Here is a 24,163-nt window from a genome sequence, read left to right as displayed (position 1 = left end):
CCATCGCGTAAACTCTCAATATCGACGAAGGGAGCCATCTTGGACCGCAGTGCTGAGGCCGTTCTTTCGGAGCCGTTGGATGCCACCGCCAACATCCCGCTCCGCGTTGCCGTGTACTCGCGCATCATGAATGCGATCCGGGCGGGGCACTTCCCCGTTTCGTCGCTGTTGCCTTCGGAAACGGACCTGGGTTCGGCAATGAAGGTCAGCCGGACGGTGGTCCGTGAGGCTCTCATGCTCCTCGAGGAAGACGGATACGTACGCTCCCGCCGAGGCATTGGGCGTTTTGTAGCCACCCGACTGCCGCGGGTCGGCCTTGAACGGATCAGGCCCATGGAGGAGATTCTGGCCGAGGCCGGTTCCGCTATCCAGGTCAGCCGTACACAGCATGTGCTGCACCCGTCCTCGTCGGTGTTCACCGCGGAGCCCCTCGGAATCCGCGAAGAGGAAGCCTCCTGGTTCTTCGAGAGTGTCCTCAAGCGGGACGGCTCAGCTATTGCCCTGGTCCAGGAGCACGTGGCGAACAAGGGGGGCCTCGTTGATCGTTACCCAGAAGCGGCGCAGGCCATTGTGGACGACGTCGGGGGAGAAGCCACGCTGCTGGCCAACTTGATCTCGGCTGTTGGCCCGGCTTTTGGTCCCGGCGAGACCGATATTGCCGCAGGCACGCCGGGCGTCGCGCGAGGCGAGCTGCTTGAGCTGGATGCCAAGGACCCTGTGCTGATCTTGACCCAGACCGTGGAGCACTCCGGCCAGATTGTCTACCTCGCCAAGACGCTGGTCAACACAGGGGTAGTCCAAATCGGAATCATCCAGGGAACCTGAGCGCGGCACTGTCATCTTCGTTTGGCAGTCCCAACTGACTGGCAGTAGGTGTCGTTTTGAGCGCTCAAAACGACACCTACTGCCAGCTAGTTGGCGGTGGGGACTAGTTGGCCGGGCGCACGGCTCGTCCCGCGGCCGCGATCACCAGCTTCTCCGGGAGTAGCTTGACGGCCACCCGGGCAACAAAGGAGTTGAGCCGGCCATCCACAACGCTCGGCTTGTTCCCGCGGATCGCGGACATGGCGGTGTCCACAACCTGCTCCGGGGTCCGCATGGATCCAGCGGCTGCAGCCTCGCCGGCGATTTCAAAAAAGGGCGTGTCGGTGGCACCGGGGCAAACGGCAAGGACTTTCACGCCTGTGCCTTGTGTCTCGGCCCACAGCGCCTGGGTGAACGAGAGCACGAAGGCCTTTGTCGCGCCGTAGACGGCCATGTGGGGTATCGGCTGGAATGCGGCCGTACTCGCGATGTTGATGATGGCCCCCCTACCGCGCTCAACCATTCCGGGCAGGTAGTGCGTGGAGGTGCCCACCAAGGTGGAGCAGTTCAACTGGATCTGTTCGACGTAGCGGTCAGCGTCTGCATGGAGAACTTGTCCGTGTGTTCCGAATCCCGCATTGTTGACCAGGATGTCCACTTTGAGTCCCAGCGCCTCGGTGGCGAGGTGGAGTTCCTTTGCTGAATCCGGCAGGCTCAAATCCATTGCCAGGACAGTCACTTCGGTCCCGTGGTCGCGGAGTTCACCCGCCAGCGCGTCAAGTTTGTCCTGACTGCGGGCAACCAGAATCAAGCGTGCGCCCTCGGCAGACAGCCTTCGGGCGAAGGCCGAACCAATGCCAGTGGACGCTCCAGTGATGAGGGCTGTTTTGGCTGAGATGTTCATTTCTACTCCTAATAAACTGACTGCTAATAAACTGACTGTGCGGTTTGTTTTTTGGTCAAAAGTCGAAGTCTTGGGCTCGTGGTTTGCTGCACTACTCGCTGGAGATGAACTGCTGTTCGAGGAGTTGCAACAGTAGCGTCGCGCGTCGTTCGAAGGCATCGAGGTCTTTGGGGTCAAGGGCGTCGGTGACCGACTTCAATCCGTCGAATGCGGCCACAATAACCGTTGCCGCGTCGCCGGGATCGCCTGAAAACGTCAAAGCGCCGCTTGCGCGGCCCCGTTGAAGGATGCCGGCAACGAGATCCACCCATGCGGCCAGGGGAGAGGTGCCGCCGGGGTGCTCTTTCGTGGATGCCAGTTGATTCGCCAAGTGCACCACGCCCCAGGCGGAAGAGTCGCTCAGGACTGTTCTGACCATGAACTCCCCGAGATGGCGCAACTCCTCCTGAGGGTTGTTCTTGCTGAGAATTTCCTCTTGGACGCGACGCAGCCAACGCGCCTTTTGCTCGTCGACGACGGCCTGGGCCAACATTGCCTTCGAAGAGAAATGGAAATAGATGGCTCCCTTCGTAAGCCCGACTTCGCGGATGATGTCGTCCATCCGGGTCTGCTCGAAACCCTTGCGCGCAAAAACATCCGCGGCAACACGAAGGATCTCACTACGCGTGGCTGCGCCCTTGGGCGTGCTGCCGGTGTCGCCGATCTCCATAGGACCAAACTACAAACCGACCAGTAGGTATGTCAATTTAGGCCGGTTCACTCCCTCCGGTAGCTCCAGGGGCCCGGCTTGCCGGTAAGATTTGGGCGTTTAATGGGGGCGCAACAGCAACGATCGTTGCTCTGGCAGATCCTGGGAGGAGTGGGGACCCAATGCGCGATGAAGCGCTCTTCGAGGCTTCAGTCAATCGGGAGCTCGTACATAAGCGCTCCGTTTCGGAAGTCTTCTTGACTGACTTTGTTCAATCAAGTTCCAGGCGGTTCGTTGCGGGAGCTCAATGGCCGCGATGGCACGTTTTTTATGGATCGCCGGACGGTTCGCCTGATTCGGCCCTCATGGCCGAGACGTTGAGGCAGGCAGTGATCTTCTTGTCCCATTTGTGCGGAGTGCCCCTCAAGCACAAGTTCCTCATGCCGCACATGAGCATCTCCGTGGAAGCCGCGGTTTTGGATCCCTTGGTGCCCGCGCAGGTTGCTGTCGAGCTCGACGTGAAGGATATGAAGCTCAGTGGAGGGCAGTTGTCGGCCCTGACGGTTTCTGCGCGGTTCGTTATTGACGGCACTCCCATAGGGGAAGGTACGGCGGCTGCCCGCATTGTGAATCCTGCCACGTATGAGCGATTCCGCGGCGAGGTCCCCACTGAGCCGCCCGCCGCTGGCGAAGACTTGCTGGAATGCGCCGACGTCGGGCATGCCACCCAGCGGAACGTGATGCTCGGGCAAAGTTCGCGCCCCTTCGTCTGGCCGCTGCGGGTTGATCCAACCCACCCCATCTTCTTCGACCATCCGCTGGACCACGTCCCGGGAATGCTCCTGGTGGAGGCTGCCAGGCAGGCTGTGCGCGCAGCGTCTTCCCGACCGGATGCCGATTTTGCCCTGTTTGAGGCGGAATTCACGAAGTTGGTCGAGTTCAACTATCCCGTGGATGTTGCTGTGACGCAGCTCGAACCACATAATGCCCACGGTGTGACGAGGGTCCGGTTGTTGCACCAGGAAGAGACCCTCATGTCCTTGCTGGCCCGGGTCAAAAGGCCGCGTTAGTTCACGGGGTCCCTGGGCCTTGCGGGTGAATCGGCGCGATGGCCGGCATCATGAAACGCCACATGTCGTCGATCCGTTTGAGAACGTCAAGTCGTTCGGTCAGCACGTTGGAAACCATCTGGACGCCGGTGAAAGACGCAACCAAATACCGTGCGAAGTCTGCGGCATCAACTTCGGGCCGCACGTCACCTTCCAGTTGAGCCTGGCGCGTCAGCATCTCCATGGTCGTGACCCAGTCCTGGTAGGGACCTTTGACGTCTCCATTGAACGCCGAAGCTTCAAATGTCAACCGGATTCCAGCCCTGACGATTGGCTCGTCGAGCAACTGTTGCCCGAATGTCCGGCACATGGCAATCATGGTCTCCAGTGCGGGCAGCCCGGCGGCGGCGATCTTCTCTCCCGCGATACGCACGATGTTGTGCTGTTCGGCGATGACCGCAAGCGCGAGGTCTTCCTTCGATTTGAAATGGAAGTAGAGCGCGCCTTTGGTGACCGAGGCGCGGTCAGTGACGTCGCTGAGGCTTGCATTTCCGTAGCCGACCTCTTCAAAGATCGACGCTGCTCCCTCAATTACTGCTGTTCGGGTGGCTTTGGCACGTTGTTGCATGATCAGCGTGGAGACCTCTCCGGTTTCTGCGTCCGGGATACTTGAGTACATGAAACTGACGAACCCTGAGGATCAGTGAGGGCCATGCCAACAAGTGTTGACCGTGTGCCCCGGGTCCTGGTCCTGGGTTCGTCAGGCTTCATTGGAAGCCGGGTTGTAGCCTCACTCGCCGGATCCGGAGAGGCGCACGTTGTGGCACTCTCACGAAAACCGGTTGCAAGACTACGAGACAATAACGCTACCATTGCGACCGCCGACATTTCCGTCCCGGGGAGCCTGATCCCCTTCTTGTCCGATACGGATGTTGTCATCCACGCCGCCTCGTATGTCGGCTCCGACCCTCGTCTCGCCCATGCGATCAACGAGATCGGCACGGACAACGTCATTGAGCAGTGCCGGCAAGCCGGAGTTGCCCGGCTGATCTATGTCAGTACCTGCAGTGTTTACGGGAGCGGCCCTCATCGCGGCATCCTTGAATCCGGAGCCGGATATCACCCGGCCTCGGTGGCCAGCGCCAGCCGTGCGGTCGCCGAGCAGCTGGTTCTCGGCTACGGCGGCGAAGTGGTTCGTCCCAACCTCGTGTTCGGCGCGGGGGACCGCTGGTTTGTTCCGGGCCTGCTCAAACTGATGAAGGTGGCTGGAGGGTGGCCGGGTGATGGTTCGGCACTGCTTTCGCTTATTGGTGTGGAGGCGCTGGGAAGGCTGCTTTCCGGGCTTGCGCTGGCGCCCGGGCAACCCGGGCAAGCTTTCCATGCTGCATATCCGGAACCTGTTCGGGTGTCATTCCTCTTGCAGAGCGTTGCCCGGGTGTTCGGAGTGGAGTACCCGAAGTTCCTGGGAGATGACGAACGTGCCGGCTCGGCCTTGCGCGCTGCAGGATTCAGCGGCCATCAGATTGACTTGGTGACGAAGGATCACTGGTATTCCTCTGAGAGTCTTTGGCGGATCTCCGGGCGGCAACCCGAGACGTTCAACAGTGCCCTTGGTGAATTTTCTTCCGCTTACCAAGTTCCGCGGGAGTTCGATCGGTCATAAACCGGTTGAACGGTTTGTTTAATTGACTATCAGTCTCTACACTTCAGTGCAGTGGCTCGTTGCGTTTGCGGCAACAAGTTGAAGGGCAGTAATGGGGGGAGGTGCGGCCGAGCAATCGACCGCACCTCATCTGTCCTCGAGCCAGCCGTGTTCGATTTCCTATCTCACATCGTTGTGGTTTAGTATTGACGAGTTGCTCCGGCGGGGATCGAAGTCCCTGCGGGCAAAGTTCGGGGCTGTGGCGCAGCTGGTAGCGCACCTGCATGGCATGCAGGGGGTCAGGGGTTCGAGTCCCCTCAGCTCCACTCTGGAGGCCTTGTTCGAAACATGGGTGTGTTCCGTGTTTCGGTAAGCTCCGAGTTCCTGATATTGAAAGGACCACTCGTTTCGGGTGGTCCTTTCTTTTAAATAACTGTAGTGGCCCGGAACCTTTTGGTTCCGGGCCACTACTCGTTTTGCCGGGGTTCCATCGCTTGGCGGCCGGATCTGGAAAGCAAGAGTACTCGAGTGCGATGCAGGTACGGCGGCGGGCGTTTCGGTGTCTTCGATTGGAAATGATAGGTGGGGGTTACTCGTGTGGGGGAAGCCGATTTTTCATAGCCTGAAGTTCCTTCGGTTGGCAATTTCCGACGTCGAGCCAGCCAGACCAAGAACTTGTGGAAGAAGCGGGTGTTGATGTGCCCTGCAACACGGTTGTGATAATAGTGCGCTGCCAATTTGTGTCGAAAAGTGTGGCAACAATAGCCCCTAGGTGTAGCGGGCAGACCCTTCAGGCGAAGATGGTGCGGCCGTGAGCCCCTCGGAAGAAGCTGCAACGGGTGACCTTGGGTTCGGGCTTCGTGCATCTTTCGTCAAAGATCCATTGTTCGACCGTTCCCGGCGTGACGGTAGACGTTATGCCGGCGCTGCGTCCGGTGTGTTTTGGGCTCGCCGCTACTACCGTCTTTTGTGGCTCGTCGACGCCATAGTCGTTTTTTCCGTCGCTGCTTTCGCGCAGGTGGCCCGATTTGGATTCGAAAATGCCTTTGTTATTGTCGGAGGCTTTCGCGTGGGGTATTTTCCGATTTCGCTTGCGATCGCCGGCGCTTGGATGGTCGCTTTGGGTGTCTATCGCAGCAGGGACAAGCAAGTCGTTGGAATCGGCCCGGACGAGTACAAACGCGTCTTTAGCGCCACCATTGTCCTTCTCGGGCTGCTCAACATGGCGTGCGTTGTCTTTGAGATAGAGATTGCGCGCGGCTACGTTGCGCTCGTGTTTCCGTTGGGGTGCCTGGGACTGATGACGTCCCGTTGGACGTTGAGGCGGTGGTTGACGCGCCAGCGGGTTCATGGGCATTACCTCTCCAGAGTCGTGGTCCTGGGCGCCCCCGAAGAAGTTCGATATGTCATCAACCAGATTGAGAAGAAGTCCGGACCGATTTACAAAGTAGTTGGCGTTGCGCTTCAGGGTCCGCAGCAGCCGCCAAGCCTCATGGTCAACGGAAAGGCCGTGCCCGTCGTCGCCGACATCTATTCGGTCGTGCACGCGGTCGCGGCGACCGACGCCGATGCAGTCATCATTGCCGGGCAGGTTGAAGGCGGCAGTACGTACATCCAGGAACTCGGCTGGCAGTTGGAGGAAAGTTCAACGGAGCTGATCCTGACGACCGGACTGACAAATGTGGCCGGCCCCAGGATTCATTCGCGTCCTGTGGAGGGCTTGCCGCTCATGCACGTTGAGCTCCCGCAATATGCCGGTGCCAAGCATGCGATGAAACGGGTGCTCGACATTATTCTCTCGGCCGCCGCCTTGGTGGTGTTGTTGCCCGTTTTTGCGGTGCTCGCCGTGCTGATCCGGCGGGACAGCCCGGGGCCCGTAATTTTCCGGCAGGAGCGCATCGGGCGAAGAGGACAAACCTTCGTGATGTTCAAATTCCGTTCCATGGTGGAGACCGCGGAGCATGACCTGACCGAGTTGCTCGAGCAGAATGAGGGGGCCGGATTGCTATTCAAGATGGAACACGACCCTCGGGTAACCCGGGTCGGTAGATGGATGAGGCACTATTCCCTCGATGAGCTCCCGCAGTTCTTGAATGTGCTTCTCGGGGACATGAGTCTCGTTGGTCCCAGGCCACCCCTTCAGCGGGAGGTCGATGGCTACGAGAGGCACGTCCACCGTCGGCTCTATATCAAGCCCGGACTGACCGGAATGTGGCAAATCAACGGCCGCTCGGAGCTGAACTGGCAGGACAGCGTCCGGCTGGACCTGTATTACGTCGAAAACTGGTCGATCGTTGGCGACATCATCATTCTCTGGCGGACGGCAAGGGCGATGATCCGGCCTGTGGGCGCATACTAGGCCGCACCCACAGGCGCTGGGACCGTTGAACAACTTAAGGATCAGAGCTGGATCGAGTTCCTGCTGAGTGGTCGTTCCGGCCCGGACGAGTGGCGGATGAAGTCAATTCAAGTGACAGGTACTCGCGCTCCACGGGGCGGACATCCATAGGCTGAAGCCAATGTTCGATCTGGCTTTCGGTCTCGGTCTCAACTGGAGGGGACGCTCTAACCATGAAATACGTGGATGCGGGGGAACCATGAGAATCATGAGACCGCGCAGCGCCCGGAACACAGCTCAAGTAACCATCGTCGTACCTTGCTACAACTACGCACAATACTTGCCGGCCGTCATCTCGTCAGTATTGTCCCAGGCCGGCGTCGATGCACAGGTGATCGTTGTTGACGACGCATCGACCGATAATTCGGCCCAAGTGGCCCGTGATCTGGCGGTACGCGATCCTCGGATCACTGTGGTGGTCCACGAACGAAACATGGGTCACATAGCCACGTATAACGACGGGTTGTCGCGCGTGGTCACCGAGTACGTCGCTCTCCTTTCGGCAGACGATTTGCTGGCCCCTGGGGCACTGTCCCGGGCCACAGACTTGATGTCCGCCAACCCGCGGGTGGGGATGGTCTACGGGAGGCCACTGGAATTCTCCGATGAGCATCAACTGCCCCGCGCCGCCGGCTCAAGGTGGCAGTCGTGGACCGTTTGGGCGGGTCACGAATGGATCAATTGGGCCTGCTGGCGGGGGAGGTGCTTCATCTTGTCCCCAGAGGTGGTCATGCGCACCGAGGTCTTGCAACACGTGGGCTTTTACAATGGATTGCTGCCCCATTCCGGGGATTTGGAATACTGGCTCCGTACCGCGGCCCATTGGGATGTTGGCAGGATCAACGGGCCGATCCAGGCGTTCTACCGGGTCCATGGCGCCAATATGCATTTGATCTCGTTTGCCACTATGGTGGTGGATCTGCGGCATCGGCTCGAGGCCTTCCGGGTGCTGCTGACGTCGGAGGTCTTGCGCGGGTTACCCCAAGCGGACAGACTGCTGGACCGAGCCCAGCGCGCATTGCGTCGTGAGGCACTTATTCTCGCGGCTCGCACACTCGACTCAGGTGGTTCGGCCACGGACGCCTCGGCCCTGCAAGATTTCGCGTTGCGAGTCTGGCCGGGACAACCGGCGTCGTTCCGGATCCGTGGAGTCCGCTGGCGTTTGGTACGGGCTGATGAGGGCAAACCGCCGCTGCTCTGGCAGCGGACTGTCGAAATCTTCCGCACCCAGGTGGACCGCGTGCGTTGGCGTGCTTGGCGGATGGTGGGGATTTCATGAGCGCTCTCGGAGAAGGGACCGGCACACTGGCTGCCAGGCTGCGCAGGGGCACGCTCTGGGGCGCCCTCAATGTTGGGCTATCACGCGTCCTCCAATTCATCACCACACTTGTGGTCGCCCGTCTTGTTGCGCCGGAGCATTTCGGCGCCTTGGCAGTGGCGCTCGTCGTGCAGGTAATTGCCGCGAACATCGCCGAGCTTGGCGCCACGGCTGCCCTCGGCCGCGGTGACCGTGATCCGGATGAGATCGCTCCGACTGTTTTTACCATTTCGCTGGTCACGAGCGTCCTGCTGACTGCGCTCGTCATCCTGCTGGCACCCGTGCTTGCCGCCGCACTGGGGGATTCGGGTGCAACCCCGGTCGTTCAGGTCATGGGGCTGACGGTGTTGCTCTCTGGAATGACGTCCGTTCCTACTGCACTGATATGGCGCGACTTCCTGCAGAAGCGCAGGATCCTGGTTGACGTATTGAACACTGTCGTTGCCCTGGTCCTGGTCGTTCCCATGGCGCTGTGGGGCTGGGGTGCGATGGCTTTGGCGCTCTCACGGGTGGGAGGGCAACTGACCGCGACCATCGGTTACTGGATCATCAGCCCGAAGCGCTACTTGCCAGGTTTCAATATCGTGGAAGCCAAGGGGATTCTCCGCCTCGGGCTTCCACTGGCCATGGCCAATCTGGTCGTTTTTGTCACCCTGAATCTCGATTACATGATCATCGGCCGGGAGCTGGGACCAGTGCAGCTCGGGTTGTATTTGCTGGCTTTCAACTTGGCGAGTATGCCCAGCAGCGTGATTACCGCCGTTATCCGGACCGTTGCCGTGCCGACTTTCGGCAGGCTGAATGCAAACGGAACTCTCGGCGCGGCGGCGTTGAAGGTCACAGCCGGAATTGCCTACATCGGCTTCCCGGTCTCAGCCCTCCTGGCAGGACTCGGCGCACCCCTTATCGTCACCTTCTACGGCGACAAATGGAATGGAGCAGCCGTCGCGATGGTCAGTTTGGGAATCTTTGGGGCCGCGAGGATCCTCTCAGAGATGTTCGCTGATCTCTGTGTGGGTGCCGGCAAGACCGTTGGCCTGTTCTGGGTCCAGGTCATTTGGCTCCTTGCCCTTGTTCCGGCAATGCTCGTCGGCGTGCGCCTATGGGGCATTGCAGGTGCCGGGTTCGCCCACGTCGTGGTGACCTGGTTTGTCGTTATTCCCGTTTATCTCGTGCTGGTTGCGAAATCCACCGGTGCAAGAATCCTGTCCCTCTTGGGTACTTGCTTCCCGGCTGCAGCTGCGGCCGCTGTTTGCGGCGTCCTGGCGTGGCTGGTAGCGGCCCAGATCCCGTTTGCTCTTCTCGCGGTTCTGGCCGGAGCGTTCGCTGGCCTCGTCGTCTATGCCCTCGTCACCTTTCGCTGGGCGCAGGCGTTGCTCCGTGACATCAAACAGGCATCGGCAGGCGAGGCCACCCTCAGGAATCCCGTATTGGCCGGCACTGATCGCACAGGGAACAGGAGTTGACCGTGCTCTCTCGCATTGATGCAACCCAGTTGATCTCGCACCTCAGGAATGAAGGGTGGTCTAGTTTCGGCCGGCGTGGAAGCCGACGGTTCTTTCAAGCTTTGGGTGAACGGCTCTCCTGGGCAGAATTCGATTTTCCCTTGCGCCAGGAAGACATCGCGGACTCCGGCAATCTGCGCTTGCCGGCGCCGCGGCAGATCTCGAAGGACCAACTGCACATCGGCTGGGTATGCACGCCACCGGCTGCCGGATCCGGCGGGCACACGACGCTCTTTCGGATGGTCCAAGGCCTGGAGGAGCGGGGCCATCGCTGTACCTTGTTCCTCTACGACCGGTATGCGGACGATGTGGCGCGACACGAAGAAGTCATCCGCCGCAACTGGCCCGGGATGCGAGCAGAGGTTCGTAGTGCCACCCAAGGCATGGAAGACGTGGACGCGGTTGTTGCGAGCTCATGGGCAACCGCGCACGTCGTTGCATCCCGCGTGATCACCAAGGCCCACCGTTTTTACTTCATTCAGGACTACGAGCCCTTTTTCTACCCGCGCGGCACCTTCTATGCCTTGGCCGAGGACACCTACCGGTTCGGTTTCAAGAACATCGCCCTGGGAAAGATGATCGCCGGGGTGATGGAAAACGAGGTCGGGACGTCCCCGGACGCGATTGTTCCGTTCGGCTGCGACAATGACATCTATCGGATTCTTCCCGAACGCGACGCCGTATCGCGCAGCGGGGTGGTCTTCTACGCAAAGAAAAACGTAGACCGCAGAGGCTATTTGCTCGCGAAGCTGGCGCTGGAGCGGTTCCACCAGGCACACCCGGAACAAGAGATCCACGTTTACGGAGACAAGGTATCGGGTTGGTCCATCCCTGTCACGGACCACGGAAACTTGACTCCAACACAGCTGAACGAGCTCTACAACCGCACCCTCGCGGGTCTGGCCATATCCTTTACGAACATTTCGTTGGTTCCGGAAGAACTGATGTCTGCAGGCAATATCCCGGTGCTCAACGAGTCCGCCTATTCCCGGGCTGTCTTGTCCACGGATGATGCCGTTTGGGGGCGTCCCACCCCGTGCGGGATGGCGGACGCACTGGCGGCGGCGGTGGAGGCCACCGACGTCGAGGCGAGGGCTGCGCGAGTGGCCGCTAGAGAGCGTCAGGACTGGGAAGAAACCAAGGCGCAGCTCGCTTCCATCATTGAGACAGCGTGTGCCGGGGTTCTTAACGGGGATCGCGCCCCGTGAACGCCAGCCAGGAAATGTCTGGGACAAAGAGCCAAAGGAGGGCCAAGCGGTCATCCCGGAGCCCATTGGTGTTCCCGAAACCTCCCATGGTCACGTTGCTCGATTTCGACCCTCAGACGTCCAAGCCCGGCCGAACACCGCTTTTCCTACGGGTCGTCGCGTTCAGCATCTTCTTCTTTCCCTCGAGCATGGTCCTGGCGCCGGTAGGGGCCGCGGGAACGATGCCTCTGATACTCGCGCTGGTCCTCTTTGCGCTCTGGTTTTGCTCGGTCCTCTTTGGCCTGCACGACCCTTTCAAATTCCGGCATCCGGGCAGAATCGGGCTGGCCCTACTGTTGTTGGGGACTTGCGCTTCCTACGTTGCGCTCTACTTGGGCTTGACCGGCGGCAGCTCAATAGCGGCGCGGGCGGCCTCGGATCGATGGGTGATTTTGCTTGTTGCCAGCGCCGGAATCATCCTTGTCACGGCGGAGGTCGTCCGGACCCTCGGCGACGTCTTGTTACTGATCCGGGCGGTACTGGCGGGGGCCTTCTTTTGCTGCACAGTCGCTGCGGTCCAGTTCATTTTCCACATCAATCCGATGGATTGGTTCCAACTGGCGATGCCTGGATTTACCGACAACGGGGCAGGCACGACATTTCAAGTCCGTGGCACGCTGGTCCGTGTATCGGGCAGTACCTTTCACTCCATCGAGCTGGCCGTGGTGTCCGCCATGCTGCTTCCGCTCTCAATCTGGCGGGGCCTCTTTGATCCGGTGGGCCGAAAATGGCTGCATTGGACCGGAACAGGCCTCCTGGTGTTTGCCATTGCCGCAACGATCTCACGGGCAGGCATTATTGGACTGCTGGTCGGGATGATTGCCTTCATTCCGTTCCTGCCGCAGCTGGCCCGGCGCTGGGCATTCGTCATCGTTCCGGTTGCCGCAGCCGGTCTCTTCCTCGCGGTGCCGGGCCTTATCGCCACGATCGCAGGTTCTTTCACCACAGCTGAAAACGACCCGTCAATTTCCACACGCACCAACAATTATCCGCGTGTCATCGAAATGGTTGGCCAGAACCCGATACTTGGCCTTGGCCCCGGCAACTACATACCGGATAACGCTTTGCACATTCTGGACAATCAATACCTGAATTCCGCGGTCACCCTGGGCCTGGTGGGCCTGGTCGCCATCACCGCCTACTTTGTCTTGCCAGGAGCCATTACCGTGAGCGTCGCCCGCCGCGCACGCTCCCAGGCACTGAAAGGCCTCGCCGGTGCAGTGGCAGCCGGCGGCCTGGTGGCAGCGGTGTGCTCGCTGACGTTCGATTCCTTGTCGTTCCCGGTCTTCGCACTGACCTACCCCCTTTTCATCGGGCTGGCCGGCGCCGTCTGGATAATGGTCAAACGCGAGATCGAATTGCTCGGACCCCACAAGGGGAATGGCCCACCGTTTCGGAAGACCCCAGTTTCGGTACGTTCCACCCCGGAAGGAAGACGATGGATCCGTTAGCAGTACTCAAGACACTTTGGCACTACAAGTCTGTTACTTTGCCTGTACTTTTCATTACGCTCATTGCGTCAATCTACGTTTTCCAGTTCGCGCCCCGTTCCTACGAATCCACGATGACGTATGCCCTGATCAACCCGAGTATTCCGACCGAGGCCGACAAAATAAAGAACCCGGCGCTCAAAGATCTCAATTCAAGCAATCCCTATTTGCGTTCATCGGATCCCACGCTGGTTGTGCAGGTGCTGATCACGCGCCTCAAGGACGGTTCGACAGCTGACGAACTCACCGCAGAAGGGCTTAGCAAACAATATGATGTCACCCGGGATGCGGTTGGCGGACAGTACTCATTCCTCGTTGACATCACAGGGGTCAGTTCGACGCCGGACCGCTCGATCGCTACGACGCGGCGGCTGGGCGAACTGCTTACGGAGAATCTCCGCACTATTCAGAAGATCGACGGCGCAGACGATACCTATCTCTTCTCGTCGCTGGTCGTCGCATCCCCGGACAAGGCTACTGAGCAGTTTTCAAGCCGGCTGCGCTCCCTTATTGCCGTCCTCGTGGGCGGTGCGGTCCTGATGTTCGGGGCCGTCTCCACAGCCCGCGGGGTCGGATTGGCACGACGGCGGAAGGCAGCATTGCTTGCCCGTGCGGCGTCGGACGCAGGAGGCAGGCCGGAGCACGATTCATTGTCATCGGACGGAGGATCCACCGCGGATGGGTGGCTGAGTCCCGAACTCGCCGCGTTCCCCGCGGTCCGCGGCCGCCGTCGGGATTCCGGGCCACACGGTCGGGAGACCCGGGAAGTTCTTGAGGCAGAGTCCGTGGGCGAACCGTCGCGATGACGGGATCCGGCGAACCGAGAGGACAGCCGCATTCCGGGGCTGCTGCCCCTGGCCGGGGGGCTGGATATGGGCGGCCCGGACGCTACAGGGTGGCCCGAAGAGTTTCAACCACGAACTTCTGCTGCGCGATTGTGATGTGCGGGTGCAGAGGCAGGGACAGAATTTCGCCTGCTGCATGTTCCGCCACCGGGAAGGCTCCTGGGCCGAGACCCAGGTGGGCGAAGGCTCCGCTCAGATGCAGGGGCGTTGGGTAGTGGATCCCCGCTCCGATTCCCGCGCCGTTCAGGCGGGCAAGGACGCGATCACGGTCTGCCACCCGGATGACGTACAGGTGCCATGCATCGTCATTGCCTTCAGCACTGATGGGCGCGGAGGCTCCGGGAACATCATCGAGCATTTCGCTATATCTTGCCGCGGCCTCCCGGCGGGAATCATTCCAAGCAGACAGACGCCGAAGCTTGGCATTGAGGATCACCGCCTGGATCGTGTCCAGCCGTGAATTGAAGCCAACAACGTCGTGGACGTATTTCGTCGCGCTGCCGTGCGCGGCAAGCATCCGGACGCGGCGGGCTATTTCAGGGTCGTTAGTCGTAACCGCGCCGGCATCCCCTGCGGCGCCAAGGTTCTTCCCGGGGTAGAAGCTGGTCCCCGCGGCCGCCCCCAGGGATCCCGCCGGACTTCCGTGCCGGGTTGCGCCCTGGGCTTGTGCCGCGTCCTCGATGATCACTGCTCCACAGGACTCCGCCAGGGCGCGCAGCTGCTCGACGGGCGCCGTCTGACCGAATAGGTGGACCGGAACTATGGCCTGCGTTCGGTCCCCGACAGCTTCCGCCACCTGCGCGGGATCGATGAGCAAGTGGACCGGATCCACATCGACGAACACCGGGGTAGCACCAATCCGGACCACGGCTTCCGCTGTGGCAATGAAGGTATTGACCGGCAGGACGACTTCGCAGCCTGGCCCCACTCCTGTTGCCCGCAGGGCAAGCTCCAGCGCGTCGGTGCCATTGGCAACACCTATGCAGTGGTCCACGCCTAGCCACGCAGCGTAGGCTTCTTCAAACTGCCCGACGGCGGCCCCTCCTATGAACGCCGTGGTCGCGAACACGCCCTCCAAGCCGCTGAGGACCTCGCTCTCGACCTCGGCATGCTGTGCCGCGAGGTCAACCAGGGGTATGTTCGCCGCCAGGGATGCATCCATCAGCTCTACCTTCCGTCAGTGGCTTCATGCGGGTTGTTCTTGTTGGTTGTCAATGACTGGCAAGCGAATCGGAGCGGCGGGTACGCCTACCCAGGTCTCACCGGACGGAAGGTCCCGCAGCAGTACGGCCCCCATTCCCAGGGTTGCCTCTTCGCCCACGCGAACGCCCTGGCGGACAGAGGACGCCATGCCCAGGTAGGCGGCACGTCCAATATGCACAGCGCCGCCCAGGGTCACGCCTGCGGCAATGGTCGCGAAGTCCTCCACGACGTTGTCGTGCGTCAGCGTTACCTGCGGCATGGCGACGACGTGCGTCCCCACCGTGACGTCGGCGGTCAGCACGACATTGCTCAGCAGGATACTTCCGCGGCCCACTGTGGATCCGGGCGGCACCCGCACGCCCGGGTCCAGGACAGTCGCGAAGCGTTCGCCGGTGATGCCCTGATGCGCCAGGCGCTGTACTATCTGCTGTCGCGCGGTTCCAGAGCCGACACAGACCAGGAACTGGGTGTAGTTGTACAGCGCGGCGTCCGCGATGGTGCCCAGGACGGTAACCCCGCCAACGAGCCTGCCTTGGATGATGGAGGAATCATCGAGGAAGCCGACCACGCGGTACTGATCGGAGCCCCGGATGACGGCCAGTGCTTCCCGGGCCAGTCCACTTGCGGCGATCAGCATCAACTCCTGCACGGTTCACCGTCCCCCGGTTACCGCGGCGCGCACGGAGTGCACAACCCTTGCCTGTTCCGACTCGGTCATCTGATGGAAAACCGGAAGGATGAGGGTATTGTCCGTGAGGCGTTCGGTGACGGGGAGCGGAGCCTCTCCTGTGTCCCGGCCTCGATACGCTGGCTGACGATGGGCAGCCATGATTCCCCGACGGGCTGATATTTCATCCCCGGCCAGATGTTCGAGTACGCCTTCACGGCCGACGGCGGATCCGGGGAGGACCTCCAACCAGAAGGATTGGAAATTGCTGGTACCCCAGGCCGGGTCCCGCACCACGCGCATCCCCTCGACATCCGCAAACTGCTTGCTGTACTCGGAGGCAATTTCCCGGCGTCTGCGGACTACCTGCGCCAACTTGTCCAGCTGGACCAAGCCGACGGCGGCCTGCAAGTCAGTCATGCGGTAGTTGAAACCCGGCTCCAAATACTCTTCGGCGGGCGCCAGCACGGAGGCGTGCCGGGCGCTCGCGGAGACACTCATTGAGTGCTCGCGCAGCCGGCGGGCGCGATCAGCCCAGTCCGGGTGCGGTGTGGTCAACATGCCTCCCTCGCCTGTGGTGAGGATTTTCCGGGGGTGGAAGGACCACGCGGTCACGTCAGCCCCCGCCCCCACCGGCAGGCCCTGATAGCTCGATCCTGCGCCGCAGGCGGCATCCTCAATGACGACGATTCCGAGCGGGTCGCACAGCCGACGGATGGAATCCAGATCAACTGGAACTCCACCCTGGTCCACGGCAATGACAGCCCTGGTACGGTCCGTCAACGCGGCGCGGACCGTTTCTGCGGTGAGGTTGCCGGTGGCTAGGTCCACGTCGGCAAAGACCGGCCGCGCGCCTACATAGGTGGCAGCGTTCGCGGTGGCGATGAAGGAGAACGATGGAACGACGACGTCATCGCCCGGGCCGATGGAGGCAACTACCAAGGCCAGGTGCAACGCCGTCGTGCAATTCGAGGTGGCGACCGCGAAAGGAGCATGTTGGCTGCGGGCGAAGGCCGATTCGAATTCGGAAACCCGGGGACCTTGAGCGACCCAGCCGGACTCGATCGTTGCACTGACGGCGGCTACTTCCTCTGCTCCGAACCACGGCTGCATGACATTGATGCGGGTCATGAGGGCACCCCGGCGGTTCGCGTAGCGGCAATTTCCGCTCGAAGGGGTTGCCACCACTGCACCAACTGCCGAAGCCCATCGTCGAGGGAGACTTCGGCCGCAAAGCCTAGGTCTGAGTGGGCCGCGGAGATATCCGCCAGCCTGCGGCTCACGCCGTTGACCGCCCGTTCCGGTCCATGTTCCACGGCAAGGCCGGAGTCCATTGCGCGCAACAGGGACTGTGCGAGCTGGAAGAGGCTTGTTTCCGTTCCGCTGGCGACGTTGTAGACCCCCTCCGTAAGGTCGCTGGCGGCCGCGAGCAGGTTGGCCCTCGCGATGTCGCCCGTGAAGACAAAGTCCATCGTCTGGCGGCCGTCTCCGAAAATCAGCGGAGGTTGGCCGTCCGCAATTCGCTCCATCCAGCGCACCAGGACTTCGGTGTAGAGCCCGTGGACATCCATGCGCGGACCGTAGACGTTGAAGTATCGCAGTATCACGTAGTCCAGTCCGTCCATGGCGCGGAAGCTGCGCAACATGCCTTCGTTGAAGGATTTGGCGGCCCCATAGAAGGTGTCGTTGTTGTGGTGGTGATGCCGTTCATTGGTGGGGAAGCTTTCCGCGAGGCCATAGACAGAGGCGCTGGAGGCGGCAACCACCTTGTCAACCTTCTGGGCAACGGCGGCTTCGAAAACGTTGAACGTCCCGTTGACCAGGACCTCCAAGGCCAGCCGAGGCTCTTCCGCGCACTGGGTAATCCTGATGGCGGCCTGGTGGAAGACGATGTCCTTGCCCCTGGTCAAATCGTGGACGAGGTCCCGGTCACGCAAATCGCCCTCCACCAACGTGACGCGGCCGCTGATCAGCGCATCGCTCAGGTTGTCCCGGCGCCCGCGCACCAGATTGTCCAGTACGTCGATGCGGGCGACGCCGGCGTCGAGGAGTTGATCCACGATGGTGGAACCGATGGTCCCGGCACCGCCCGTGACGAGAACCTGTGCTCCGGCCAGATTGCTCATGCCGTCTCCTCAAGCTGAAGTTCGGCACCATCAACCAGAGTGGTGCGACCATCCTCGGCCAGGCTCCGCGAAGCGGCCTCGAGTACGGACAGGACGCGCAGGCCTGCCGATCCGTCGGTGCGCGAGAGCCTTTCTTCACGGATGCTGGCCGCGTACTCGCTGACCATTTGGCCGAGCGGTTCATGTTCCGGCAAAGCAGGGGACCAGGTGTCTCCCAGCCGGTACGAGATTGTAGCGGCCGTCCGGTTGGCCCCGTCGGAGGGCTGATGCTGCAGATTGACGCCCCGATCGTAGAGGCTCAGCCGCTGCTGTGGATTCAGGTCATCCCAGACCAGCGTCCGCTTCGATCCGCCAATGACCATCTGCCGGATCTTGGTTGGGCTGAGCCAGTTGACGTGGACGTGCGCCAATCCTCCGGCTGCCAGGGGGAAGCACAAATGACCTACACAGGCCCGGCCGGCACCGAGCGGGTCTGCGCCGTGCGCCGACACATGGGCGGGCTGCAGTCCTGCGGGAAGGATGAAGTCCAGGATCGAGAGGTCGTGCGGGGCGAGGTCCCAGAATACGTCGACATCAGGCTGTATCAGGCCAAGGTTGATACGGACGGAATCGATGAAAAGAATGTCGCCCAACGCCCCGTCAGCGATGAGTTCCCGGATCTTCAGAACAGCCGGCGTATAGCAGTAAGTGTGATCTGCCATCAGCACCAATCCCTTTTGCCGGGCGAGCTCCACCATCTCCTCGCCTTTTTCGCGACTATCCGCAAGCGGCTTCTCGACCAGCACATGCTTCCCGGCCAGCATTGCCGCCAGCGCAATCCGGTGGTGGGTTCGTGCGGGCGTCGCAATAGCGACGGCTTCGAGGTCGGGCCAAGCCAGCAGCTCATCCAGATCCGTCACCACGGGCACGTTGCCTACTTGCTCGGAGATCCTCCTGGCCCGGTCGGCATCGAGGTCGCAGATGGCGGCAAGATCCCAGTCCCCGCTGATTCTGAAATTGCGGGCCAAATTCGGCCCCCAGTAACCTGCCCCGATCAGCGCAACTCGCAGCTTCCTGCTTGTCATGGTGGTTGCTTCCCTTCATCCTGAGAACCGGGATCGAACGCTTGCATGAATGCTCGCCTCAGCCTATTTGCGGGGTAGAAGGCCAGGCACGAGTGGCTGGTACCCGCATTCGCGACGGTCCGGTACTCACCTCCCACCCGGAAGCCCGTGCTCGGCTCGCTTAGCACTCGACTTCGGCGAGAAGGCACTTCTATCGGCAGGAAAGGGTGTTTTCCGCACCTTGATCGGTGGTATCTTTTGGGACGAACTCCGTAGCTGATGGTCTCCGTTTCGGGCTCCACAAGAGTGGCCTGTGAATTTTCCGATGAATCAACGGGAGCCGATGGCGATGACGAAGCACAACATTTCCGCCCGAACGAGTGTCCTGTTGGCCGCGTTCCTGGCCCTCTCAGCCTCGGTGGCGAGTTCCACTGTGCCGACCGTTGTGCCGCTGCCGGCCGGAGTGACCGTCCGCACGGTTGACGGGGGCCCGCAGTACTACGGAAAGTTTCCCAACGCCCTGCCCGCCACTGCAAACTACTTTCCCGTGGGCATTTGGTTCGAAAGCGTCCTCGCTCCTACCGATGTTCCCTTGGACAGGGCAGCGGGCATCAATTTGTACGTCGAGTTAACCGCCGACTCGAATGTTCAGTACATCAGGGACGCCGGGTCTTATGCGATCCCGTCCTGGACATCGCCGCTTGCCTCCGGGTTCCTGCTCTCGGACGAGTCTGACATGTGGGCCGGGCCCGGCTCTGCCAGCTGGACCGGAAATTACCCCGGTGCCGGGACGGTTTGTGCTCCTGCCGAAAGCAAGTGCGGATACACGGTGCAGGGAACCCTTGTTAGTAAAGCCCCGGCCAACACCATGGTCTATGCGAATTACGGGAAAGGCGTGACGTTCTGGGAGTCGACGGCTGAAGCGGGGCAATTTGTCAATAACTACCAGCAGGTGGTTTCCGCCGACAATTACTGGTTCACCGATCCCAACATCTGCGCTCCGACTGAAGGCGGAGTGATGCTGGCGACTCCCCGTGCCTTGACCGACTCTGAGTGCCGCAAAGCCTCAAATTACGGCTGGACCATGGAACGCACTCGTGCCTTCGTCAGCCCAAAGGGGAACCTGCCTGTCTGGGCCTTTGTTGAGCTGGGACACCCATTCACGGAAGCTGGCGCTCCTACCATCACGGCACCGGAAATCAGGGCCGCAGTGTGGAGCAGCATCATTCATGGTGCACGCGGGATCACGTATTTCAACCATAGTTTTGGTGGGAGTTGTATCTCCCAACACGTTTTGCGGGATGCATGCGGCGCCGCGATCCGCCCGACGGTGACAGCCGTCAACCAGCAGCTTGCGGAGTTGGCCCCGGTGCTCAATTCGCCGTTTGTCGATGGTGTAGCAACCACCAGTGGCCTTATCGATACCGCAGTAAAGGCCTACAACGGCAGCTTCTACATCATTGCCGGGTCCACACAGACAGGACCGCAATCTGTCGCCTTGAACCTCAAATGTGGCGGCGGAACCGGCGTAACGGTGCTCGGCGAAAACCGCTCCCTGGCTATGGTTGACGGTTCTTTCACCGACACCTTTGCCGACAGTAACGCGGTGCATATTTATCGGGTGGAAGGCGGCAACGCCTGCGGCATCGCCGGCCAGTAGCCGGCGCCGCCGGGTGGCTCTTAGCGCCGGCTGCTCTCGTCCCGTTCCCATGTAGTCGCAGCCGCGGGTCCCTTCCGAAGCCGGGCGGCGACGGCAAAGCCCGCGTAGACGGCGGCGTCGAACGCCGTGAGGGGACCGCGGATTGAAGCGAGGAGTTCGCGGAGGCTTTGGCCGGTGCCGCTACCGCCCTCGGCCGGCTGGATATTGAGCAGATGCACATTGCTCCGGTAATTTCGTCCCAGAACCGTGACGAGGGCGCGGGCGTCCTTAGGGGTGTGGACCGTGATGGGCCGGCAGGTGAGAATTTCCTTTTCGTTGGCGCCAAAGTGCCGGTCAACGAATACATCGTCGGCCTGTACCTGCGGAAACGTGCCAAACCGGGCACGGGCCTCGCGGGTCAGGGCGAAGGCCCCCGCGCCCCATAGGCCGCTCCTGGTCGATGCCATGCGGCCCCGTGCACGATAGAAGGCCTGCACGAGGCCCGTGGCGCCGCCGGTGTCGTACTGCGACGCCGGCCGTGCCGCCAGGATGTCGCCTTGTGCAAGACGCCTGAAAAGCTGCTCGATGGCCACCGGGTCTATCTCCACGTCCGCGTCAAGATAGAGCCGCGGCCAGGCCGTGGCCAACGCATCGCCGGTGTCCATCGCGACGGTTTTCGATGGCTCGCCGACCTCGACTACCTGGACGCCGCTATGGCGGCTGGCTATTTCGGCGGTGTTGTCAGTACAACCGTTGCACACCACGAAGATCTCCACGGCGCCAGTGGCCGCCAGCGGCTTAAGGCCGCTGAGCGTGCGGTCAATGACCGCCGCTTCGTTATGCGCCGGGATGATGATCGAGCCGGCGGGGAAGTCCCTGAGTTGACCGCCGTCGTCGTGGTTTGCTTGTGGAGCGGGCACGGCATGGGGCAGTTGCTCCCAGAGCCGTTTGCTCAGGAGCGCCCGAAGCGCCGGCCGGTGGCCGCGCTGGTATGCGCGTAGTGCCTCAGAGAGCACCGCCGCACCGCGGAATGCGGCAGCGGTAGCAGGAGGGTGGTGCTTTTCCGCGTAGCGGGTCCGGTTCACCGCCATCAAGGCGGTGAGCGCCGCCGAACTACCGGAGCCGCCCCTGCGATGCCGCATTTTGGCGGCGGGTTCGAACCAGACCTCCGACCCGGCTTCCCTGGCCCGCCGGAAGAAGTCGGTCTCTTCCAGGTAGAGGAAGAATCGCTCGTCCCAGGGCCCGAGTTCGGTCGCCACGCCTGCGTCGATCAGCAATGCTGCGCCGGTGGCCCATTCCACTGGGTGCGCATGCTGGTAGCTGACCCGGTCGTAGTCGATTTCCGAGAGCCAGGCAGGCCGGTCTGGTAGCCGAGAGCCCAGCGCGGCGTCCACCAAGGCGCGCGGAAGGGTCGGTTCCCTGCGCAGGGATGGATAGATTGAGCCGTCTTCGTCCAAAAGCGCGGGAACCACAATCCCGGCCCCGGAGTGGCGTTGCCGACGGATCATCGCCGCGACGGAGCCGCGTTCAATGACCAGATCCGGATTGGCCACCAGCAGGTACTGGACGTCGCCACTGAGCTGTTGGGCGGCGTTGATGCCACCGGAGTAGCCAAGGTTGCCCCCGGTGGGGAACGATATGACGTCGTCGTACCGGGAGAGGGCATCCAGCGTACCGTCCGAGGAGCCGTTGTCCGCAACGATCACCCGGAGCCACTGGTCGGCGGCCTCGGACCGCAGGCTTTCGATCAGCGGTTCGATGTCGTCGGCGTTGTTGTAAGTGACCACCAGGACGGCGACATCCGCGGATTGCCCGGGGGCGGCAAAGGCCCTGTTGCCTACCGGGGGTGGCGCGATACTGGGTGGCGCGGGTCGTTCGGCCGGATCGCGTGGCGCGTCGCCGGGCAGTTCCTCCGGGCCGGAGCTTTTCGACCGAAGCGACGCGTAGGCCATGGGGCCGTCGACCAAGTAGCGGCGGGCGAGGCGTCGTGGTTCCAGCGCGAGGCGCCAGGCCCATTCGAGACCGTTGGAGCTCACCCATTCCGGGGCCCGCTGGATGCGGCCAGCAAGGAAGTCCACGACGGCGCCGAAGGCCAGCAGGACGCGCGCTTCGGTGAGCGCCCCGTATTCGGCAATCCACAGCTCTTGCCTTGGTTTTCCGAGTCCGACGACGAGGACGTCCACCTTGGCTGCCGCGATGGCTGTTGCCAGGCAGATCGAAGCCGCAGGATCTGTGAGCTCGTCGCGGCTGGGAGACCAGAAGCCTGCCACCACAAGCCCCGGCCGCTCGCGGGAGAACCTCGACTTCAGTGATTCGTGCGCGGACTCTGCCCCGCCCAGGAAGCCGACCCGGAGCTGAAGGTCAGTGGCGGCATCCAGGAGGGGCCCGATCAGGTCGCTGCCGGCCAGCCGCGGCCAACTGCGCCCGGTCAGGCGCTGCGCTTCGGACACCAGGGGGGTGCCATCGAGCAGCGTGAGCCAATTGATAGCCGGGGAACCGTCCAACCGTGGGCGACCGTTTGCGAGAACGGAAGCCCACCTGCTCCCGACGCCAAAGTGGTTGATGTGGTCGAGGTTGGCCGAGGCAATCGCCAGCGGTGGCAACTCCCTGGAGGTCGCCCGCGCAGAAATTAGGCCGATGGCCTCGGAGAAGCCTAGAAGGTCGACCACAGCGCCGCCAAGGAGTACCCGTCCCGATGGGGCATTTGCGGAGTTGCCCGGGTGGTGTTCAGGAACATGTTGTCCGGGAACACGATGGTCACGAATGCGGGTCCGGGAAACACGAGTTTCAGGAACAACGTGATCTGTGCGGCCGTGGAGCGCCGGCATGGTGCCGGCCACGGCCCGGGCTCCGGCGGCTGGCGGAATCAAGAGCTTGGCGGCCATCACTTTGAGGCCTTGAGCTGTTTTCACGCGGAGTCATCCCTTCTTACCGGCTTACAGGGCTCCGGCTACGGTGCTGTGAAGACGGCGTCGACCCAGTAGTTGGTGTTGTTGTAGCTGTTGGTGGGGAAGGCGGCGTTGCCGTAGTTGTAGACGCCGTTGGGTCCGTCGGTTCCGCTGGCGAGGCCGTGGAGGGGTGCGTTGTCGGCGGCGCTGCTGAAGTAGCCGCTGTTGGCGGAGTAGAAGCCGTTGGGGGCGTAGTAGGAGACGAGGTAGGTGGTGTTGGCGGCGATGGCGACGGGGTTGGCGAGGGTGGCTTGTTGCCAGCCGGTGGCGGTTTCGCCGGTGAAGGTGACGGAGGCCAGGAGCGATCCGGTGCCGGACCAGAGGTAGCCGGTGTGGGTTCCGGTGTTCTGGCTGCCTTTGTAGAAGCGGATGCCGGTGATGTTGCCGGCGATGTCGGAGCGGAACTTCATGCCCAGTTCCACGCCGCTGGGGTCGTTGACGTTGACGGTGGCGGGGTTGGAKGCGGCGCTGAACACGGTGCAGGGGCAGGCCGGTGCTGCGGTGGTGGTGAAGGTCCAGGTGTAGGGGGCGGTCATGGTTTGGCCGGCGGTGTTGGTGGCTCCGCTGATGGTGGCGGTGTAGGTGGTGCTGTTGGCCAGGGCCGCGGTGGGGGTGAAGGTGGCGGTGTTGGTGGTGGTGTTGTAGCT

The 24,163-nt window shown here is 61.9% G+C and carries 20 protein-coding genes and 1 tRNA gene; 11 read left to right on the top strand and 10 right to left on the bottom strand.

Annotated elements, in window-relative coordinates:
• The first annotated feature begins 39 nt into the window (after positions 1-39).
• Positions 40-825: a GntR family transcriptional regulator gene (locus tag AB4Z38_RS21125; protein ID WP_441431515.1), complete on the top strand. Its 786-nt coding sequence runs from the start codon at positions 40-42 to the stop codon at positions 823-825.
• 103 nt (positions 826-928) lie between these two features.
• On the opposite strand, the gene AB4Z38_RS21120 is transcribed toward AB4Z38_RS21125, so the two are convergent.
• Positions 929-1,708: an SDR family NAD(P)-dependent oxidoreductase gene (locus AB4Z38_RS21120; protein ID WP_441431514.1), complete on the bottom strand. Its 780-nt coding sequence runs from the start codon at positions 1,706-1,708 to the stop codon at positions 929-931.
• A gap of 91 nt (positions 1,709-1,799) precedes the next feature.
• Positions 1,800-2,417: a TetR family transcriptional regulator gene (locus AB4Z38_RS21115; RefSeq protein ID WP_441431513.1), complete on the bottom strand. Its 618-nt coding sequence runs from the start codon at positions 2,415-2,417 to the stop codon at positions 1,800-1,802.
• Between the two features lie 161 nt (positions 2,418-2,578).
• On the opposite strand from AB4Z38_RS21115, the gene AB4Z38_RS21110 reads away from it, so the two are divergent.
• The gene (locus AB4Z38_RS21110; RefSeq protein WP_441431512.1) at positions 2,579-3,466 is read left to right on the top strand and encodes a ScbA/BarX family gamma-butyrolactone biosynthesis protein; all 888 of its coding nucleotides are present in this window, start codon (positions 2,579-2,581) and stop codon (positions 3,464-3,466) included.
• Between the two features lies 1 nt (position 3,467).
• Here AB4Z38_RS21110 and AB4Z38_RS21105 read toward each other — a convergent pair whose 3' ends face one another.
• Positions 3,468-4,124, bottom strand: coding sequence for a ScbR family autoregulator-binding transcription factor (locus AB4Z38_RS21105; protein ID WP_441431511.1), 657 nt, complete (start codon positions 4,122-4,124; stop codon positions 3,468-3,470).
• 33 nt (positions 4,125-4,157) lie between these two features.
• On the opposite strand from AB4Z38_RS21105, the gene AB4Z38_RS21100 reads away from it, so the two are divergent.
• The 8 genes from AB4Z38_RS21100 (at position 4,158) to AB4Z38_RS21065 (ending at position 13,851) form a co-directional block, all read left to right on the top strand.
• Positions 4,158-5,108: an NAD-dependent epimerase/dehydratase family protein gene (locus AB4Z38_RS21100; RefSeq protein WP_441431510.1), complete on the top strand. Its 951-nt coding sequence runs from the start codon at positions 4,158-4,160 to the stop codon at positions 5,106-5,108.
• A 232-nt stretch (positions 5,109-5,340) separates the two neighbouring features.
• Positions 5,341-5,413: transfer RNA gene (locus AB4Z38_RS21095), tRNA-Ala, on the top strand.
• Positions 5,414-5,898: 485 nt separating this feature from the next.
• The gene (locus AB4Z38_RS21090) at positions 5,899-7,446 is read left to right on the top strand and encodes a sugar transferase (RefSeq protein WP_441431509.1); all 1,548 of its coding nucleotides are present in this window, start codon (positions 5,899-5,901) and stop codon (positions 7,444-7,446) included.
• Between the two features lie 238 nt (positions 7,447-7,684).
• On the top strand, positions 7,685-8,764 hold the full coding sequence (locus AB4Z38_RS21085) for a glycosyltransferase family 2 protein (protein WP_441431508.1): 1,080 nt from the start codon (positions 7,685-7,687) through the stop codon (positions 8,762-8,764).
• The gene (locus AB4Z38_RS21080; RefSeq protein ID WP_441431507.1) at positions 8,761-10,269 is read left to right on the top strand and encodes a lipopolysaccharide biosynthesis protein; all 1,509 of its coding nucleotides are present in this window, start codon (positions 8,761-8,763) and stop codon (positions 10,267-10,269) included. The genes AB4Z38_RS21085 and AB4Z38_RS21080 overlap by 4 nt, the downstream gene beginning before the upstream one ends.
• 2 nt (positions 10,270-10,271) lie before the next feature.
• The gene (locus AB4Z38_RS21075; RefSeq protein WP_441431506.1) at positions 10,272-11,516 is read left to right on the top strand and encodes a rhamnosyltransferase WsaF family glycosyltransferase; all 1,245 of its coding nucleotides are present in this window, start codon (positions 10,272-10,274) and stop codon (positions 11,514-11,516) included.
• 86 nt (positions 11,517-11,602) lie between these two features.
• The gene (locus tag AB4Z38_RS21070; protein ID WP_441431505.1) at positions 11,603-13,006 is read left to right on the top strand and encodes an O-antigen ligase family protein; all 1,404 of its coding nucleotides are present in this window, start codon (positions 11,603-11,605) and stop codon (positions 13,004-13,006) included.
• Positions 12,994-13,851, top strand: coding sequence for a chain-length determining protein (locus AB4Z38_RS21065; RefSeq protein ID WP_441431504.1), 858 nt, complete (start codon positions 12,994-12,996; stop codon positions 13,849-13,851). Before AB4Z38_RS21070 ends, AB4Z38_RS21065 begins: the two co-directional genes overlap by 13 nt.
• Before the next feature lie 82 nt (positions 13,852-13,933).
• Here AB4Z38_RS21065 and AB4Z38_RS21060 read toward each other — a convergent pair whose 3' ends face one another.
• From AB4Z38_RS21060 to AB4Z38_RS21040, 5 genes are read right to left on the bottom strand one after another with little or no spacing between them, the layout of a single operon-like run.
• Positions 13,934-15,052, bottom strand: coding sequence for a DegT/DnrJ/EryC1/StrS family aminotransferase (locus tag AB4Z38_RS21060; protein ID WP_441431503.1), 1,119 nt, complete (start codon positions 15,050-15,052; stop codon positions 13,934-13,936).
• Positions 15,053-15,076: 24 nt separating this feature from the next.
• A complete protein-coding gene (locus tag AB4Z38_RS21055; RefSeq protein WP_441431502.1) occupies positions 15,077-15,730 on the bottom strand; it encodes an acetyltransferase in 654 nt (217 codons plus the stop codon).
• A gap of 15 nt (positions 15,731-15,745) precedes the next feature.
• On the bottom strand, positions 15,746-16,891 hold the full coding sequence (locus tag AB4Z38_RS21050; RefSeq protein ID WP_441431501.1) for a DegT/DnrJ/EryC1/StrS family aminotransferase: 1,146 nt from the start codon (positions 16,889-16,891) through the stop codon (positions 15,746-15,748).
• The gene (locus AB4Z38_RS21045; RefSeq protein WP_441431500.1) at positions 16,888-17,886 is read right to left on the bottom strand and encodes an NAD-dependent epimerase/dehydratase family protein; all 999 of its coding nucleotides are present in this window, start codon (positions 17,884-17,886) and stop codon (positions 16,888-16,890) included. Before AB4Z38_RS21045 ends, AB4Z38_RS21050 begins: the two co-directional genes overlap by 4 nt.
• Positions 17,883-18,950: a Gfo/Idh/MocA family protein gene (locus tag AB4Z38_RS21040; RefSeq protein ID WP_441431499.1), complete on the bottom strand. Its 1,068-nt coding sequence runs from the start codon at positions 18,948-18,950 to the stop codon at positions 17,883-17,885. Before AB4Z38_RS21040 ends, AB4Z38_RS21045 begins: the two co-directional genes overlap by 4 nt.
• A 328-nt stretch (positions 18,951-19,278) precedes the next feature.
• On the opposite strand from AB4Z38_RS21040, the gene AB4Z38_RS21035 reads away from it, so the two are divergent.
• Positions 19,279-20,589: a hypothetical protein gene (locus AB4Z38_RS21035; RefSeq protein WP_441431498.1), complete on the top strand. Its 1,311-nt coding sequence runs from the start codon at positions 19,279-19,281 to the stop codon at positions 20,587-20,589.
• 20 nt (positions 20,590-20,609) lie between these two features.
• Here AB4Z38_RS21035 and AB4Z38_RS21030 read toward each other — a convergent pair whose 3' ends face one another.
• The gene (locus tag AB4Z38_RS21030) at positions 20,610-23,480 is read right to left on the bottom strand and encodes a WecB/TagA/CpsF family glycosyltransferase (RefSeq protein ID WP_441431497.1); all 2,871 of its coding nucleotides are present in this window, start codon (positions 23,478-23,480) and stop codon (positions 20,610-20,612) included.
• A gap of 38 nt (positions 23,481-23,518) precedes the next feature.
• A partial coding sequence (locus tag AB4Z38_RS21025) for a DUF4082 domain-containing protein (protein ID WP_441431496.1) occupies positions 23,519-24,163 on the bottom strand: 645 nt, incomplete at its 5' end.

The organism is Arthrobacter sp. 2RAF6 (assembly GCF_052115205.1).
Classification (GTDB): Bacteria; Actinomycetota; Actinomycetes; order Actinomycetales; family Micrococcaceae; genus Arthrobacter.
Note: the sequence above shows the minus strand (reverse complement) of the source record. Positions and strands in the feature narration are given on the sequence as shown.